Raw genomic sequence first — 19,746 nt, forward strand, 5'->3', positions numbered from 1 at the left:
GTGTGGTTGCTCATATCACATTTTGTTATGCTGCGAATCAATAAATAATTAAGTAAATTCTTAATTGTAATAAGACGCAGAACGGCTCTCATCTCAATTTGAAATGGGTGCGGGCCTCTATTACCTAAAAATTTTCGAGAAGGAGCGAGAAGATATTTGTCGAATTATCTGTACCTCTTCTTGGGTAATTATTTAGCCACCACCTGGATTCGGGGGAGATATTATGACGATGATGCGCAATAACAGGTTACTCAGATTATCCCTCTCCCTGGTCGTAATATCGCTGACCGCGACGGCGGCAAATGCAAATAGCGCGCAGGGAGGTATTGCTCCCGTTGCGGCAACCACGCTGAAGGAAAGTATTCTTTTCGCGCTCGATCGCGATCCGTCGGTTAGCCAGCAGGCAGCGCAGCTGGGAATTGGTCAGGCACAAATAGACGAAGCGCGCAGCGGCTGGATGCCACAAATATCCCTTAACGGAAGCACGGGCCATAGCCAGACTACGGATTCAAGCGGCTCGCTGCGCAACTCCGCCGCCTGGGGGCTGAGCCTGACGCAGCTGGTGTACGATTTTGGCAAGACCAACAACAGCATCAGCCGGTCTTCAGCGCAGCGTGACGGCTATCGCTACCAGCTGATGGGCACGCTCTCTGAGGTGGCGGAAAAAACGGCCCTCAGCTATGTGGAGGTCAAACGCTACAGCGATCTGCTGCAGGCGGCAAAAGAGAACGTGCAGGCGCTCAAAAACGTGGAACAGCTGGCGAAGCTGCGCGCCGACGCAGGCGTAAGCTCCACCTCTGACGAGCTTCAGACCCGCACGCGCATTGCCGGGATGCAGGCGACGGTAGAGCAGTACAACGCGTCACTGAACAGCGCCCGCGCGAGGCTGGCGGTGTTAACCGGCATTGAGGCTGAACGCTATTCTCCGGTGCCGGGAAGCCTGGCGGTGGAGCCCGGCGCGCTCAATCGCATTGATTATTCACTGATTCCGGCGGTGATGGCCGCGCAGAACATGGAGCGTTCAGCCCAGTACGGCGTTGAAACCGCGAAGTCGCAGCACTGGCCAACCCTGAGCCTGAAGGGGGGCCGAACCCGGTATGAGTCCGATAATCGCGCCTACTGGGACGACCAGATCCAGCTCAACATTGACGCACCGCTTTATCAGGGCGGCGCGGTCTCGGCACGCGTGCGCCAGGCTGAAGGGGCACGGGCGATGGCATCGTCGCAGGTCGATCAGGCCCGTTTCGATGTGCTGCAAAAAGCCTCCGTTGCGCAGGCCGACTGGACCGGCGCCCGGGGGCGAATGGAGGCCGGAAAACGGCAGCTGGAAAATGCGCTGCGCGCCCGGGATGTCTATAAAAACGAATATACCCTGAGCAAGCGCAGCATTAACGATTTGCTCAGCGTGGAGCAGGACGTGTGGCAGGCCACCTCCGCCAAAATAATTGCTGAATATGACGGCTGGAGCGCGGCAATTAATTACGCCGCAGCCGTTGATAACCTGATGCCGCTTATTGGAATAGAGAAGAACGCAGCCGCAAAATTACCCGATTTGAGTTAATAAAAAACGCGCCTTCCTGCGCAAATTAGGTCTGATAAAAAATGGGTGTTTTTTCCCAGGGATAGCTACATCCATCTGGTGGACATATCCACAGGAATCCGCACACCTGCAAGGAGAAGAATATGAGTAACGCAAAAGTTGTTGATGTCATCGTTCGCAAGACGGCAGAAAAAACGAGATTAACCGGCGAAGGAAATCTGTCGGTCTCCATTTCATCGCCGAGCGTAATTGAAATTCAGGGTTCTGCGCAGGACGTGGTGCGTTATGTCCGCCAGGGAAAAGACCTCCTTATTTATATGAAAGACGGCAGCGTCATTCGCTGCAATAACTATTTTGTCGACGATCCGGAAACCCATAATCAGTCCGAACTGGTATTTAACGATAGCCAGGAGCTGACGCATATTTCATTTGCCGATGCCGGGGAAGCATCAGGCGCTGTCGCGACCGAATTAACCGCCCAGGCCGCGCCGATTAGCAGCATTGAACCTTTCCTGGAGCAGGGAAGCGCGCTGAGCGATGCGCCGTGGGGATGGATTGCGGGCGCGGCGCTCGGCGGCGGGGCCATCGGCGCGCTGCTGGCCAGCGGGGGCGACGGTGAAACCAAAACTAAGGTTATTGATAATACGAAAGAGGTTGAGAGCGCCACGCCGACGTTCTTGCTTACGGACAACGCGGGTGACAGGCAGGGCGTGCTGAGCGCAAACGCCATCACGGATGACAACACCCCAACCTTTAGCGGCACCGGCCAGCCGGGCGCGACGATACAGGTCAAAGACAGCAGCGGAAGCACCATCGCCAGCGCCATGGTCGCCAAAGACGGCACCTGGTCGGTAACCTTACCCGCCCAGAAGGACGGGGAGCATACCTGGTCGGTCGTGCAGATCGACGGCAGCAAAACCACGGCGGCCGGCAGCATTACCGTCACCGTCACCACTGCCGACGCGAGCGTGACGCTGGCGACGACGGCAGGGGATAACGTGATTAACGCCAGCGAACAAGCCGCCGGCTTTACGCTCTCCGGCAGCGCTAAAAACCTGGCGCAGGGCACGGCGCTGACCGTTACGCTGAACGGCAAAACCTATACCGCTGAAGTGGGCGCCGACGGCGGCTGGCGCGTGAACGTGCCGGCCGCGGACGCGCAGGCGCTGGGGGACGGCACCTGGACGGTGAACGTCAGCGGCAAAGACGCGGCGGGCAACACCGTGACCGGCAGCCAGACGATTGGCGTGGATACCGCTGCGCCGACGCTTTCCGTCGATACTCTCGCGCAGGACAACGTCATCAACGCGGCGGAGCATAATCAGCCGCTGACGCTGACCGGTAAAACCAGCGCCGAAGCCGGACAAATCGTGACGGTGACGCTGAACGGTAAAAACCATACCGCGACCGTGGGCAGCGATGGCGGCTGGTCCGTCACGCTGCCCGCCAGCGAGGTGCAGTCGCTGGCGAACGGTCAGCACACCCTGACGGTTAACGTCAGCGACAAGGCGGGGAACGGCGCATCCACCACCGCGGACGTTACCGTTGATACGACGGCTCCGGTAGTGACCATCAACACCGTCGCGGGCGACGATATTCTGAACACCAGCGAGCAGGGCCAGGCGCAGATTATCTCCGGTAAGGCAAACGGTGCGGCCGCTGGCGATATCGTGACCGTCACCGTTGGCGGACAGACCTTCACCGGTGCGGTGCAGGCGGACGGCAGCTGGAGCGTCGGCATTCCTGCCTCCGCCGTCGGCGCGCTGGGGGAAGGCAAGCACGGCATTTCCGTTTCCGTGACCGACGCGGCGGGCAATACCGGCAGCGCCACGCGCGATATTACCCTGAGCGGCAACCCGCCGGAATTCACGATCGACGCCATCAGCCAGGATAACGTCCTGAATGCGCAGGAGGCCATGCAGCCGCTGAGCCTGACCGGCACCAGCAACCTGCCGGACGGCAGCGCCATCACCGTGACCCTCAACGGCGTTAGCTATGCGGCCACGGTGGCGGGCGGCGTCTGGTCCGTGCAGGTGCCGGTCTCCGACGTGCTGAACCTGGCGAACACCCTTTACACCGTCAGCGTGAGCGGCACCGACAGCGTGGGCAACAGCGGCTCCGCCGAGGCGAACCTGCTGGTTGACACCGCGCTGCCGCAGGTGATCGTCAATACCTTTGCGGGCAATAACCTGGTTAACAATCCCGAAACGGCTGTCGATCAGACCCTCAGCGGGCGCGTAACCGGCGCGGCGGCGGGCGATACGGTCTCCATTACCGTGGGCGGCAAGAGCTATACCGCCGAGGTCGGCAGCGATTTGACCTGGAGCGTGACGATCCCTTCAGCGGATCTTAAGGCGTTTGGCGATGGCGAACTGACCTTCACCGCCTCCGTCACCAACGCCCACGGCAACACCGGCACCGGCGAGCGCGATATCAGCATCAACGCCGAACTGCCGGGCCTGCGCGTCAACACCATCTCCGGTGATGACGTCATTAACGCTATTGAGCAGCAGCAGGATCTGACCGTATCCGGCTCCAGCACCCATCTGCCCGCCGGCGCGCAGATTACCGTCACCATTAATAACGTCGACTATCCTGCCGTGGTTAACGCCAGCGGCGGCTGGCAGATCGGCGTGCCGGCGGCCGATCTCCAGGCCTGGACGGCGGGCAACGTCGTCGTACACGCCAGCGCGCAGGATGCCTGGGGCAACACCGTCTCTGCCGAGCATCCCGTCGAGCTGGACCTGAACGCCGTGGCGGTCACTATTGACGTTGTCTCAGGCGATGACCTGCTCAACGCGGCGGAAAAAGGCAGCGATCTGACCCTGTCCGGCCAGACGCAGGGCGTGGAAGCAGGCCAGACCGTGGTGGTCAAATTTGCTGACCAGACCTTTACCGCGCAGGTACAGCAGGACGGCACCTGGAGCCTGACCGTGCCCGCCAGCGCCATGGAAACCCTGATCGACGGCCGCGCGCAGATTAGCGCCAGCGTGACGAACGCCAGCGGCAACAGCGCCGATGCGGCCCGCGTGGTGACGGTGGATACGCAGCCGCCGACCATAACCATTAACAACCTGACCGACGATAACATCATCAATGCGGCAGAAGCACAGCAGGACCTGATCGTCAGCGGCACCAGCAGCGCGCAGGCGGGCCAGACGGTCACCGTGACGCTGAACGGCAAATCGTACCAGACCACCGTGCAGGCGGACGGCAGCTGGCAGCTGAGCGTTCCGACCGCCGACGCTGGCGCGCTGAACGACGGTAACCTCACCGTGACGGCCACCGTGAGCGACGTGGCGGGCAACACCAGCAGCGCGGACCGCGTCGGCCTGGTGGATGCCACCGTGCCGCAGGTGACGATTAACGACTTTGTCACCCCCACCAACACCGTCAACCACGACGCGCATTCGCAGGCGCAGATCCTGAGCGGCTCCGTGACCGGCGCGGCGGCGGGCGACCTGGTGACCATTACCCTCAACGGCGTGGAATACACCACCGTGGTTGACGCCGCGGGCAGCTGGAGCCTCGGCCTGCCTGCATCCGTGGTGCAGGGGCTGGCCGACGGCACCTGGACCATCAGCGTCTCCGTAACTGACCAGTCCGGCAATACGGGCAGCAGCGCGGTGGACGTGGTGGTAAATACCGGCATTCCTGACGTCGCCATCAACACGCTGGCCGTAGACGACGTGATCAACGCCGCTGAAAAAGGCGAAGCGTTGCAGATTACCGGGACCAGCAACCAGCCAGCCGGGACCACCGTCACCGTGACCCTGAACGGCATTCACTACGCGGCCACCACCGACGCCAGCGGCAGCTGGAGCGTCACCGTTCCCGCGTCCGCCGTCAGCGCGCTGGGCGAAGCGCAGTACACCGTGACCGCCAGCATCACCGACGGCGTGGGCAACAGCGCGTCTGCCGCTCACGACGTGCAGGTGGACAGCTCGCTGCCGGGAGTCACCATTAACGTCCTGGCGGGCGATAACGTGGTGAACGCGGCGGAGCTGGCGGCGGGGCAAACCCTGACCGGCCATGTTACCAACGCCGCGTCAGGTGACACTGTCACTATTGTGCTGGGCGGACAGGCCTATACCGCTACCGTACAGGACGATCTGAGCTGGAGCCTGCCGTTAAGCGCAGCCCAGCTGAACGCGCTCGGCAACGGCGATCTGACCGTATCTGCCAGCGTCACGAACGGGCACGGCAATACCGGAACGTCGTCGCTGGCGTTTACGATTGACGCCCAGCTGCCGGGGCTGCGGATCGATACCGTGGCGGGCGATGACGTCATCAACGTCATCGAACACGGCCAGAACCTGATCGTCTCCGGTACCAGCACCGACCTGGCGGCGGGCAGCGCGGTGACCGTCACGATTAACGGCAAGGACTATTCTGCGACGGTGCTGGCGGACGGCACCTGGCAGGCCGCGGTGCCGGCGGCGGACGTTTCCGGGTGGGCGGACGGTTCGCTCGCCATCAGCGCCAGCGCGAAGGACGCTTCCGGCAACCCGGTGACCATCGGCGCGCTTGTTGACGTCGATCTGTCGCCCGTCGCCATCAGCATCAACAGCGTCACCGCTGACAACGTGCTGAACGCGGCGGAAAAGGGAGCCGACCTCGTGCTTTCCGGCACCACCGCCGGCGTCGAGGCGGGCCAGACCGTGACCATCACCGTTGCGGGTAAAACCTATACCGCCACCGTTGAGGCGAACGGCAGCTGGACCACCACCGTTCCGGCGGCGGATCTGAGCGGCCTGAAGGACGGCGACGCCAGCGTGCAGGCGAGCGTGACCAACGTAAACGGCAACGCGGCGTCTTCCGCACGGCAATTCAGCGTGGATACCACCGCGCCGGCGATCGCAGTCGATCCCATCAGCGGCGACAACATACTGAACGCGGCGGAAGCGGCGCAGGATCTGACCCTGAGCGGCACCAGCAGCGCCGAAGCGGGCCAGACGGTAACGGTATCCTTCAACGGTAATCAGTACACCGCGCAGGTACAGGCGGACGGGCGCTGGACGCTCGACGTTCCGGCGGCCGATCTGACGGGTATCGCCGACGGTAACGCCGCGGTTACGGCCACCGTTGCCGATAAGGCGGGCAACCCGGCTAGCGCGGGCTCCTCGGTGCTGGTCGACACCACCGTTCCGCAGATTACGTTCAACATCGTGGCGGGCGACGACATCGTTAATATTGCCGAGCACGGCCAGGCGCTGATCGTTTCCGGTAAGGTAACGGGCGCGCAGGCGGGCGACGTCATCACCGTTACCCTGAACGGCAAAGACTACACCGCGATGCTGGACGCGTCCGGCAGCTGGAGCGTGGGCGTGCCGGCGGCGGACGTGGGCGCGCTGGCGGACGGCGGCCAGACCATTACCGCCACGATTACGGATAAAGCGGGCAATAGCTCCACCGCAGCGCACAATGTTGACGTCTCCCTGACCGCGCCGACTATCGCCATCGATACCGTCGCGAACGACGACGTGATTAACGCGACGGAGAAAGGCCAGGATCTGCTCCTCACCGGCACCAGCAACCAGCCGGCCAATACCGCCGTTACGGTAACCCTGAACGGCATAAGCTACGCCGCAACTACCGACGCCAGCGGCAGCTGGAGCGTTACCGTTCCGGCGGCCAACGTCTCGGCGCTGGGCGAAGCGGGCTATACCGTCTCGGCGAGCGTGACCGATGCCGCAGGCAACAGCGCGAGCGCCGACCACAGCGTGCGGGTTGACGGCGCGCTGCCGACGGTGACCATCAACGCGGTGGCGATTGACGATACGATCAACGCGGCGGAGGTCGCCTCCGGGCAGACCCTGAGCGGAAAGGTCAGCGGGGCGGCGAGCGGTGACACTGTCACGATTGTTGTGGGCGGCAACCGCTTTACCGCCACGGTTCAGGACGACTTAAGCTGGTCGGTCAACGTGCCGTCCGACGTGCTTACCGCGCTCGGTAACGGCGATTTGACCGTGTCCGCCAGCGTTACCAACGGCGTGGGCAACACCGGCTCCGGCGCGCGCGACATCACCATCGACGCCAGCCTGCCGGGCCTGCGCGTAAACACCGTAGCGGGTGACGACGTTATCAACAGCATTGAACATGCGCAAAACCTGATTATCACCGGCTCCAGCGAGGGGCTGGCAAGCGGCACCGCGCTGTCGGTGAACGTAAACGGTAAAAACTATGCGGCGACGGTGCTGGCCGACGGCACCTGGACAGCGGCCATTCCGGCCTCGGACGTGAGCGCGCTTGGCGCGGGCACGGTCACCGTGACCGTCACAGGCCAGAGCACGGCGGGTAACCCGGTCTCCATCAGCCATGACGTGAAGGTCGATCTGGCGGCGGTGGCCATCAGCGTTGACGCGATTGCCGCGGACGACGTGATTAACGCCGCGGAAAAAGGCGCGGATCTGGTGCTGTCCGGCACCACCACCAACGTGGAAGAAAACCAGACCGTCCACATCACCTTTGGCGGCAGGTCATACACCGCCACCGTGGACGCGAGCGGCCACTGGACGGCGACCGTGCCGTCAGCCGACCTCGGCAGCCTGAAGGACGGGGATGCCAGCGTGCAGGTGAGCGTCACCAACGTGAACGGCAACAGCGCCTCGGCGGGGCGTGAATACAGCGTGGACGCCACCGCGCCAACCCTCTCCATTGAGATCGTCAGCGGCAACAACATTATCAACGCCGCAGAAGCGCAGCAGGATCTGGTCGTTAACGGCGTCACTAACGCCGAAGCGGGCCAGACCGTCACCGTCACCCTGAACGGCGTAAGCTACACCACCGCCGTGCAGGCAGGCGGCACCTGGAGCGTCACCGTACCGTCCGCGGATCTGGGTGCGATTTCCGACGGCAGCTACGCTCTCAGCGCCAGCGTGTCTGATAAGGCGGGTAACCCGGCCTCGGCAGACCGCGATGTGCTGGTCGACACCACGGTGCCGCAGCTGACCATTCATGCCGTTTCGGATGATGACGTCATCAACAGCGTTGAGCATGCGCAGGCGCTGATTGTGACAGGCTCCGTCACCGGCGCGGCAGCGGGCGATGTGGTTACCGTCACCCTCAATAACAAATCCTACACCGCCACCCTGGATGCCTCCGGCAGCTGGAGCGTGGGCGTGCCTGCGGCAGACGTTAGCGCTCTGGCCGCCGGGGATCACGCTATCACCGCGGCGCTGACCGACAAAGCCGGAAACAGCGGCAGCGCTACCCGCGACGTTGAGGTCAACCTCACCGCGCCGGTGCTGACCATCGACACCGTTTCCGACGATGACGTCGTCAACAGCGCCGAAAAAGCGCAGGATCTGGCGATCTCCGGCAGCGCAACCGGCCTGGCGGCGGGTGCAGCGGTGACCGTAGTGCTGAACGGCAAAGCCTACAGCGCCACGGTTGATAACAGCGGAAAATGGACGACCACGGTTCCGGCGAGCGAAGTGGGCCAGCTGGGTGAAGCCCTTTACACCGTCACTGCATCAGCCACGGACAGCGTGGGCAACAGCGCCAGCACCTCGCACGGGATTAGCGTGGAGTCGGTCCTGCCCGGCGTCACCATTAACGCCGTGGCGGGCGACGATGTGATTAACGCCGCCGAGCTGGCCGCAGGCCAGACCCTCAGCGGAACGGTGGTAAATGCCGAGGCGGGCAATACCGTGACGGTCACCGCTGGCGGCAACACCTGGACCACAACGGTGCAGAGCGACCTGACCTGGTCCGTCGACGTGCCCGAAGCGGTGCTGAAGGCGCTGGGCAACGGCGATTTAACGGTGTCAGCCAGCGTCACCAACGGCGTGGGCAACACCGGTTCCGGCGAGCGCGAAATCGTTATAGACGCAAATCTGCCGGGCCTGCGCGTGGACACCGTGGCGGGCGATGACGTGATCAACAGCATCGAGCACGGGCAGAACCTGATCGTGACGGGCTCCAGCGATGGCCTGGCCGCGGGCGCCGCGCTGACGGTCACCCTGAACGGTAAAACCTATGCGGCCACCGTGCTGGCAGACGGCACCTGGCGCGCGGCGATCCCGGCGGCGGACGTGGCCGACCTGGCAGCAGGCACGGTGACCGTGACCGTGGCGGGCCAGAGCAGCGCGGGCAACCCGGTTTCCATCGACCATAACGTGAAGGTGGATCTGGCGGCCGTGGCGATCGGCATCGACGCCGTCGCCACCGACGACGTGATTAACGCGGCGGAGAAAGGCGCGGATCTGGTGCTGTCCGGCACCACCAGTAACGTGGAAGAAAATCAGACCGTCACGATACGCTTTGGCGGAAAAACCTATACCGCAACCGTTGACGCGCAGGGCAAATGGACCACCACCGTGCCGTCCGCCGATCTGGCAGGACTGAAGGACGGGGATGCCAGCGTGCAGGTGAGCGTGACCAACGTCAACGGCAACAGCGCCTCGGCGGGCCGCGAGTACAGCGTGGACGCTACCGCGCCGTCCGTGACCATCAGTACGATTGCGGCAGACGACATCCTGAACGCCACCGAAGCGCAGTCTGACCTGGCGATCTCCGGCACCAGCACCGCGCAAGCGGGGCAAACGGTGACCGTGAGCCTGAACGGCAAGGACTACACCGCAGCGGTAGGCTCAGACGGCAGCTGGACGCTGAACGTTCCGGCGGCCGATCTTGCAGGCTTAACGGACGGCAGCGTGACCGTGACGGCCTCCGTGAGCGATAAAGCCGGTAACCCGGCCTCGGTTGACCACAACCTGACGGTGGACGTGACCGTTCCGGCGGTAACCATTAACGTTATTGCGGGCGATGACGTGATTAACGTGGCGGAACACGGCCAGGCGCAGATCGTCAGCGGTTCCGCCACCGGCGCGGCGGCGGGCGACAAGGTCACCGTCACCATTGACGGCCAGACCTACACCACCGTGCTGGATGCGGCGGGTAACTGGAGCGTGGGCGTTCCGGCCAGCGTCATTTCCGGCCTCAGCGACGGCACCGTGACCGTCACGGCGTCCGTCACCGATGCGGCGGGCAACACCGGCACCGGCTCCCATAGCGTGACCGTCGACACCGGCCTGCCTTCCGTTAACTTCGGCGCCATCAGCGGCGATAACGTGCTGAACGCGGTGGAGAAAGGTCAGGATCTGAGCGTGAGCGGCACCAGCGCTAACCTGGCGCAAGGCACCACGGTCACCGTGACCCTGAACGGGAAAAACTATACGGCCACCACGGCGGCAGACGGTACCTGGAGCCTGACGGTTCCGGCCGCCGATCTGGCGGGACTGGGCCAGGCGAACTACACCCTGAATGCGACCGCGACTAACGGCGTGGGCAACAGCGTGAGCAACACCGCGAACCTGCTGGTGGACACCGCGCTGCCGACCGTCACCATCAACACCGTGGCGGGCGACAACGTCATCAACGCCGCGGAAGTGGCGGCAGGCCAGACCATCAGCGGCACCGTGGCGAACGCCGAAGCGGGCAATACGGTGACCGTGACGATTGGCGGCAACACGTATACCGCCACGGTGCAGAGCGATCTCAGCTGGTCGGTAAGCGTGCCGTCTGACGTTCTGACCGCGCTGGGCAACGGCAGCCTGAGCGTAACCGCAGCCGTTACCAACGGCCACGGCAACACCGGCGCGGGCGAGCGCGAGATCGCTATCGACGCAAATCTGCCGGGCCTGCGCGTGGACACCGTGGCGGGCGATGACGTGATCAACACCATCGAGCATAACCAGAACCTGATCGTCACCGGCTCCAGCGACGGCCTGGCCCCGGGCACCGCGCTCACCGTGACCGTCAACGGCAAAGACTATTCCGCAACGGTGCTGGCAGACGGCACCTGGCGCGCGGCGGTTCCGGCCGCGGACGTGAGCGCGTGGCCGGAAGGCACCGTCAAAATCAGCGTTACCGGCGACAGCGCGGCGGGGAATCCGATTACCATCAGCCACGACGTCACCGTGGATCTCGCGGCCGTTGCCATCAGCATCAACGCCATTGCCGCCGACGACGTGATTAACGCGGCGGAGAAAGGGGCGGATCTGGTGCTCTCTGGCGCTACCACCAACGTGGAGGCCGGGCAGACCGTCACCCTGAGCCTGAACGGTAAAATCTACACCACCACCGTCGATGACAGCGGCAACTGGACCTATACCGTGCCGTCTGCGGATCTGGCGGGACTGAAGGACGGCGACGCCAGCGTGCAGGCGAGCGTGACCAACGTCAACGGCAACAGCGCCTCGGCGGGACGCGAGTACAGCGTGGATGCAACCGCGCCGTCAGTAACCATCAGCACGATTGCGGCTGACGATATCCTGAACGCCGCGGAAGCGCAGTCTGATCTGGCGATCTCCGGCACCAGCACCGCCGAAGCGGGCCAGACGGTGACCGTGAGCCTGAACGGCAAGGACTACACCGCAGCGGTAGGCTCAGACGGCAGCTGGACGCTGAACGTTCCGGCGGCCGACCTTGCTGGCTTAACGGACGGCAGCGTGACCGTGACGGCCTCCGTGAGCGATAAAGCCGGTAACCCGGCCTCCGTTGACCACAACCTGACGGTGGACGTGACCGTTCCGGCGGTGACCATCAACGCCGTTGCAGGCGATGACGTCATTAACGTCACCGAGCACGCTCAGGCGCAGATCGTCAGCGGCACCGCTACCGGTGCGGCGGCGGGCGACAAGGTCACCGTCACCATTGGCGGCCAGACCTACACCACCGTGCTGGACGCGGCGGGTAAATGGAGCGTGGGCGTTCCGGCCAGCGTCATTTCCGGCCTAAGCGACGGCACCGTGACCGTCACGGCGTCCGTCACCGACGCGGCGGGCAACACCGGCACCGGCACCCACAGCGTGACCGTCGACACCGGCCTGCCGTCCGTTAACTTTGGCGCCATCAGCGGCGATAATGTGCTGAACGCGATGGAAAAAGGTCAGGACCTGAGCGTGAGCGGCACCAGCGCTAACCTGGCGCAAGGCACCACGGTCACCGTGACCCTGAACGGGAAAAACTACACGGCGACGACGGCGGCGGACGGCACCTGGAGCCTGACGGTCCCGGCGGCGGATCTGGCGGGCCTGGGCCAGGCCAATTACACCCTGAGCGCGACCGCGACTAACGGCGTGGGCAACAGCGTAAGCAACACCGCGAACCTGCTGGTGGACACCGCGCTGCCGGCCGTCACCATCAACACCGTGGCGGGCGACAACGTCATCAACGCCGCAGAAGTGGCTACCGGCCAGACCATCAGCGGCACCGTGGCAAACGCCGAAGCGGGTAATACCGTGACCGTATCCGTGGGCGGTAACACGTATACCGCCACGGTACAGCGCGATCTCACCTGGTCGGTAAGCGTGCCGGAGTCCGTCCTGACGGCGCTCGGCAACGGCGATTTGACCGTGTCAGCCTCCGTCACCAACGGCCACGGCAACACCGGCACGGGCGAGCGCGAGATCGTCATTGACGCCAGCCTGCCGGGACTGCGCGTCGACGTAGTGGCGGGCGACGATGTGATCAACAGCATTGAACATACTCAAAACCTGATCGTCACCGGCTCCAGCGACGGGCTGGCGGCGGGCACTACGCTCACCGTGACCCTCAACGGCAAAACCTACGCGGCGTCCGTACTGGCAGACGGCACATGGAGCGCGGCAATCCCCGCGGCAGACGTAGGCGCCCTGGCCGCAGGTACGGTCACCGTCACCGTGGCGGGACAGAGCAGCGCGGGCAACCCGGTCTCCATCAGCCACGACGTGACCGTCGATCTGTCAGCAGTGGCTATAAGCATCGATGCCATTGCCGCTGACGACGTGATTAACGCGGCGGAGAAAGGGGCGGATCTGGTGCTTTCTGGTGCCACGACTAACGTGGAAGAAAACCAGACCGTCACCATTATCTTCGGCGGCAAGACATATACCGCGAAAGTGGATGCTGACGGTAACTGGACGGCAACCGTGCCTTCTGCGGATCTGGCGGGCCTGAAGGACGGCGACGCCAGCGTGCAGGTGAGCGTCACCAACGCGCACGGCAACAGCGCGTCCGCGGGCCGCGAGTACAGCGTGGATGCCACCGCGCCAGCCGTGACTATTGATACGGTTGCGGGCGATAACGTGATCAACGGCGCTGAAGCCGAAGCCGGTGTGACGGTTTCCGGTACGACAACGGCCGAAGTCGGGCAAACGGTGACCGTGACGCTCGGCGGCAACAGCTATACCGCGCAGGTTCAGCAGGGCGGCACCTGGAGCGTCATCGTGCCATCCGCAGATCTTTTCGCACTGGCCGACAGCGGCTATACGATCCAGGCGAGCGTCAGCGATTCCGCGGGGAACCCGGGCAGCGCGAGCAAGGCGATTACGCTGGACACCACGCCGCCGACCGTCAGCTTTAACGTCGTGGCGGGCGATGACGTTATTAACAGCGTGGAGCACGCGCAGGCGCAGATCGTCAGCGGCACGGCAACCGGCGCGAACGTCGGCGATAAGGTGGTCATCACCTTAGGTACGAGCCAGTACACCACCACCGTTGACGCCAGCGGTAACTGGAGCGTGGGCGTTCCGGCCAGCGTGATTTCTGCGCTCAACGACGGCACCGTGACCCTCAGCGCGACCATCACCGACAGCGCGGGCAACAGCAGCACCCGGACCCACGACGTCATCGTGAACACGGCCTCCGTCGCGCTGACGGTGAACGCTATCGGCGGCGATGACGTTATTAACGCCGCGGAAGCGGGCAACGCGCTGGTGATTAGCGGGTCGAGCGCGCAGTTTGCCAGCGGTACGCAGGTTACCGTGACCCTCAACGGCAAGAGCTATACGGCCACCATCCAGAGCGACGGCTCGTGGACTACCACCGTTCCGGCTGCGGACGTCGGCGCGCTGGCGGACGGCGCGCGTTATCAGGTTTCTGTATCGGCGCACGACAGCGCGGGCAACGGCGCTTCGGCCACGCACGGCATCAGCGTGGATACCACCGCGCCGGTGGTGAGCATTGCAGCGCTGTCAGGGGATGACGTGCTGAACGCGGCGGAAGCGCAGCAGCCGCTGACCGTTCGCGGCTCCTCCAGCGCGGAGGCGGGCCAGACCGTCACCGTTACGCTGGGTGGGAAAACCTATACCGCCACTGTGGCAAACGACGGCACCTGGGCGCTCGACGTTCCTGCCGCCGACCTGGCTGCCCTGAGCGACGGCGCGCTGACGGTGACCGCCTCGGTTAACGACAAAGCCGGGAATAACGGCCAGACCACGCATACCTTAACGGTAGACACCACGGCGCCAACCGTGACCATCAGCACCGTCGCCGATGACGATATTGTGAACAACGCCGAGCAGCTGGCGGGCCAGACCATCAGCGGCACCACCACGGCGGAGCAGGGGCAGACGGTCACCGTCTCCTTCAACGGGCACAGCTACCAGGCGACCGTCGCGGCGGACGGGGCGTGGTCGGTCTTCGTGCCGGGCCGCGACTTCCTCGGCCTGACCGACGGGGAGTACACCATTACCGCCTCGGTGAGCGATAAGGCGGGGAACCCCGGCAGCGCATCGCGCGACGTGACGCTGAACGGCGACGTGCCGACGATCGGCATCAACACATTTGCGCAGGACGACATCGTTAACGCCGCCGAGCACGGCACGCCGCTGGTTATCAGCGGGACCACCGACGCGCCTGCTGGCCAGACGGTGACCATCACGCTGAACGGCAAAACCTATACCGCCACCGTGCAGGCGGACGGCAGCTGGTGCTATACGCTCGGTAGCGCGGACGTGACCGCGCTGGCGGACGGCGGCTCGTACGTTATCAACGCTCAGGTGAGCAATGCCATCGGCAACGCCGCCAGCGACAGCCACACCGTCACCGTGGATCTGACCGCGCCGTCAATGGGCATCAGCATTGATTCCCTGCAAAACGACACCGGCCTGAGCGCGAGTGATTTCATCACTAACGACGGCCAGGTGGTGGTCAACGGCTCGCTGACGGCGGCGCTCGGCAATAACGAGAAGGCGCAGATCAGCCTCGACGGCGGCGCGACCTGGACTGACCTGACCGTCACCGGGACCAGCTGGCGTTACGCGGATGGTCGCACGCTGACCGACGGTACCTACGCGTACCAGGTGCGGGTAATTGATAACGCGGGGAACGTGGGGGCAACGGACAGCCAGGACGTGGTGATTGACCTGACGAAGCCTGCGGCAACGACCATAACCGTGGATGCCGTTTCGCAGGATACCGGCCTGTCCGGCAGCGACTTTATCACCAGCGACACCCAAATCAGCCTGAAGGGCACGCTCGGGGCGGCGCTCGGCAGCGGCGACCACGCGCAGATCAGCCTCGACGGCGGCGTGACCTGGACCGACGTGAGCGTGAGCGGGCTGAGCTGGACGTATGTGGACGGCCGCACGCTTGCCGACGGCGACTACAACTACCAGCTGCGGGTGATTGACGACGCGGGGAACGTCAGCGCGATGACCAGCCAGGTTGTCACGATTGATACCGTAGCGCCGGACGCCAGCAAAACGATCGCTATCGACAGCATCAGCGACGATACCGGTCTGAGCAGCAGCGACTTTATCACCAACGATACCTCGCTGACGCTGCGCGGATCGCTGGGCGCGACGCTGGCTGACGGCGAATATGCCCAGATCAGCATCGACGGCGGCGTAACCTGGCAGAACGTTATCGTCACCGGCAACAGCTGGTACTACGTGGACGGACGCACGCTGGGTAACCAGACCTATGACTACTACGTGCGGGTGGTCGATGCGGCGGGCAACGTGGGCGCCAGCGCGCATCAGCAGGTGACCGTCGATACGGTGGCGCCAGATGCCGCGATTACGGTGACCGTGGATAACATCACCGTGGATACCGGCTTCGATAACAACGATTTCCTGACCAGCTCGACCTCGTACACCCTCAACGGCACGCTCGGGGCGGAGCTGGGGGCGGGAGAGTACGTGCAGGTAAGCATGGACGGCGGCACCACCTGGGTATACGCCACCGTGAGCGGCACGCAGTGGCGCTATAGCGACACGCGCACGCTGACCGACGGTAGCTACAGTTACCAGGTGAGAGTCGTCGACCAGGCGGGGAACGTCGGCGCTACCACGTCGCAGGCGGTAACGGTGGACACGCAGGCGCCGCAGTACGGCATCACCATCGACAGCATCAGCGACGACACCGGGCAGTCCGGCAGTGATTTCATCACCATGGACACCACCCTGACCCTCAACGGCTCGCTCGGCAGCGCGCTTGCAGGCGACGAGCGGGTGCAGATCAGCCTCGACGGCGGCAATACGTGGATTGACGCTTCGGTGACGAACCAGCGCTGGAGCTACACCGATACCCGCGATCTGCCTGACGGGGATTACGCTTATCAGGTGCGGATTGTTGACCAGGCGGGCAACGTTGGCTCGACCGCTTCTCAGATCGTGACGGTGGATACCACGCCGCCTGACACGGTGGGAACGGTGGTCAGCTACACCGACGGGGAAGGCGAACGTCAGGGCACCTACGGCGCGTCAGTCGCGACGGATGATACCTCGCCGCTGATTAACGGTACCCTCAACCGCGCCCCGGAGGACGGTGAAATTGTGCAGCTTTACCGTGACGGGATCCTGCTTGGTCAGGTGACCATGAACGGCAGCGCCAGCTGGTCCTTCCAGGACAACGGCCTGAGCGATGGCAACCACACCTACATTGTGCGCGTCACCGATAAAGCCGGTAACTACACGGAATCGGACGGGTTTGTGCTGAACGTCGATACCAGCGTACCGACCACCACGGCGGCGATTACCGCCCAGACCACCTCCGATACCACGCCGATTGTCAGCGGTACGGTATCCGCAGACCTGGTGAACGGTGAATATCTGGTGGTGACGGTGAACGGTAAAACCTATACCTCGCAGACCGGCGGCGCGGTCGTCGTCGATCCGGATCACAACACCTGGTATCTGCAGATCCCGGACGGCGATGCCCTTAGCGTGGCGAGCTACGACGTCACGGCGCAGGTCAAGAGCAGCGCGGGCAACGGCAATACCACCGGCACGGCGACCGGCAGCCTGGTGATCGATACCACCACGGTGAATACCGACTGGGCGACCACGGCGGGGAACAGCAACAACTCGACCATGACCGTCGGCACGAACAGCAGCGGCCTGTGGAGCATCATCGCTAACAGCCAGTCTTACTCCAGCAGCGATAGCTCGACCTATGCCGGAAATACGCTGAGCAATACCCGCGGTTACTACGTGGTGAGCCAGACCGCCGCCGACTTCGACCGTAACGGCACGCAGGATATCTTCGCGACGGAGAACACCTACGCCGGCTCCACGCAGGTGATGTGGACCTACGATGGCAGCACCTATAACGCCAGCCAGCTGGCGATGGGAACCACCATCTGGTACGGCGGGGTGATGGCGTACGATAAAACCGGGGATGGCTATCTGGACCTGGCCTACGGCGATGCCGGTATGGACTCCCTGACCTACCTGGTGAACAACAACGGCGTTCTGTCGCCGGATGGCACCGGCGGTGAGGGCGGGTTCTACGGTCAGTTTGATTCCGGGCGCGAGATTTCCGGCGTCGACCTGAACAACGACGGCACGGTGGATATTGTGCAGCACACCAACCGCAGCGGCGCGTACTCGCTTACCGTGATTAACAACAACGGCAACGGTACGCTGTCCATCGGCCAGAACATGACCAACGTGTTTGTGGTGAACGCGGCGAATACCACCACGGCGGCGTCCATGACGTGGGCGGACTTCAACGGTGATGGCTACATGGATCTGTACCTGGGCAGCAGCTACAACAACACCGGTGGGGTGATTTACTACAACAACGGTGCAGGACAGTTGTCCACCACCAAGAGCGCGGTTGAGGCCTCTAACGCCTCCGCGGGCTATCTGTCGGTGGCGGTAGACTGGAACGGTGACGGGCAGATGGACATCGTTAAGCTCAGCACCTACGGCGGCTCGCAGACCGCGACGCTGTTCACCAACAACGGCTACGGCTCAAGCTGGACCTCCAGCCAGCTGGCGTCAGGGCTTGCTAACGTTACCGGCGTGGCCGCAGTGGACTACAACTGGGACGGCGCGAAGGACCTGCTGGTCTCGCAGCAAAACGGCAAGGTGGTGCTGGTGCAAAACAGCAAGACCATTGCGGACGGTACCGCGATGCATCTGCATATTGTCGACAGCGAAGGCATCAACGCCTACTACGGCAATACGGTCAACCTGTACAACGCCGCGGGCGTGCTGGTGGCCTCGCAGATCATCAACGCCCAGTCCGGTATTGGTTCGAACGATACCTCCGCGCTGGTGAGCTTCTACGGCCTGGATCCGAACGAGACCTACTCGGCAGAGATCGTGAAAATCACCAACGGCGCGTCGGATAACGTCACCTGGAGCGGCCTGGAGGCGGGCAACGGCAAAGAGGGCTACGTGCTCACCGCCGAAGCGGCCACCGGCGGCCACAGCGGAACGATTACCGGTACCGGGTATAACGACACCTTTATCGCGGAGGATGGCACCTATACCTACAACGGCTCCGGCGGCTGGAATACCCATTCCGACTATGACACCTGGAGCAACACCGGCGGAATGGACGTGGTGGATTACCGCAACGCCACGTCCGGCGTAACCGTCGATTTGCGCCTCTCAACCGCGCAGGACACCGGGTTCGGTACGTCACGACTGCTCAATATTGAAGGGATCAACGGCTCTGACTACGACGACGTCATTACCGGCAACAGTGGTGATAACCAGTTCGAAGGTCGCGGCGGTAACGACACCTTCAACATCGGCAGCGGCGGTCACGACACGTTGCTCTATAAGCTGATCAGCGCCTCTGACGCTACCGGCGGGAACGGCAGCGATGTGGTCAACGGCTTCACCGTCGGTACCTGGGAGGGGACGGCGGATACGGATCGCATTGACCTGCGCGACCTGCTGTCCGACAGCGGCTATACCGGCAGCGGCTCGGCGAGCTATGTCAACGGCGTCGCCACGCTGGACAGCAGCGCGGGCAACATCGCCGATTACATCCGCGTGGTGCAGAACGGCAGCAACACCGAGATCCAGGTTGATCTGGACGGGGCGGGCGGGCAGTTCACGCCGACCACCCTGGTGACGCTGAACGGCGTGCAGACGGATCTGGCCACGCTGCTGGCTAATCATCAGCTGTTAATTGCGTAAAAACCTGCCGCGGGGAGCGATCCTCGCGGCCTTTTGCGTTTCTTTACACGAATAGCC

Annotated in this window: 2 protein-coding genes; both read left to right on the forward strand. The window is 63.5% G+C overall.

All coding sequences use genetic code 11. From position 1 onward, the window contains the following. Positions 1 to 223: 223 nt before the first annotated feature. Positions 224 to 1,561 carry a TolC family outer membrane protein gene (locus IM304_RS11255; protein WP_193356473.1) on the forward strand — a complete coding sequence of 446 codons (1,338 nt, stop codon included), beginning with the start codon at positions 224 to 226 and terminating at the stop codon, positions 1,559 to 1,561. A 122-nt stretch (positions 1,562 to 1,683) separates the two neighbouring features. After that, complete coding sequence (locus IM304_RS11260) at positions 1,684 to 19,689, forward strand: Ig-like domain-containing protein (protein WP_193361503.1); 18,006 nt, start codon at positions 1,684 to 1,686, stop codon at positions 19,687 to 19,689. Positions 19,690 to 19,746 lie beyond the last annotated feature (57 nt).

The organism is Enterobacter cloacae complex sp. P40C2 (assembly GCF_014930695.1).
Lineage (GTDB): Bacteria > Pseudomonadota > Gammaproteobacteria > Enterobacterales > Enterobacteriaceae > Enterobacter > Enterobacter pasteurii.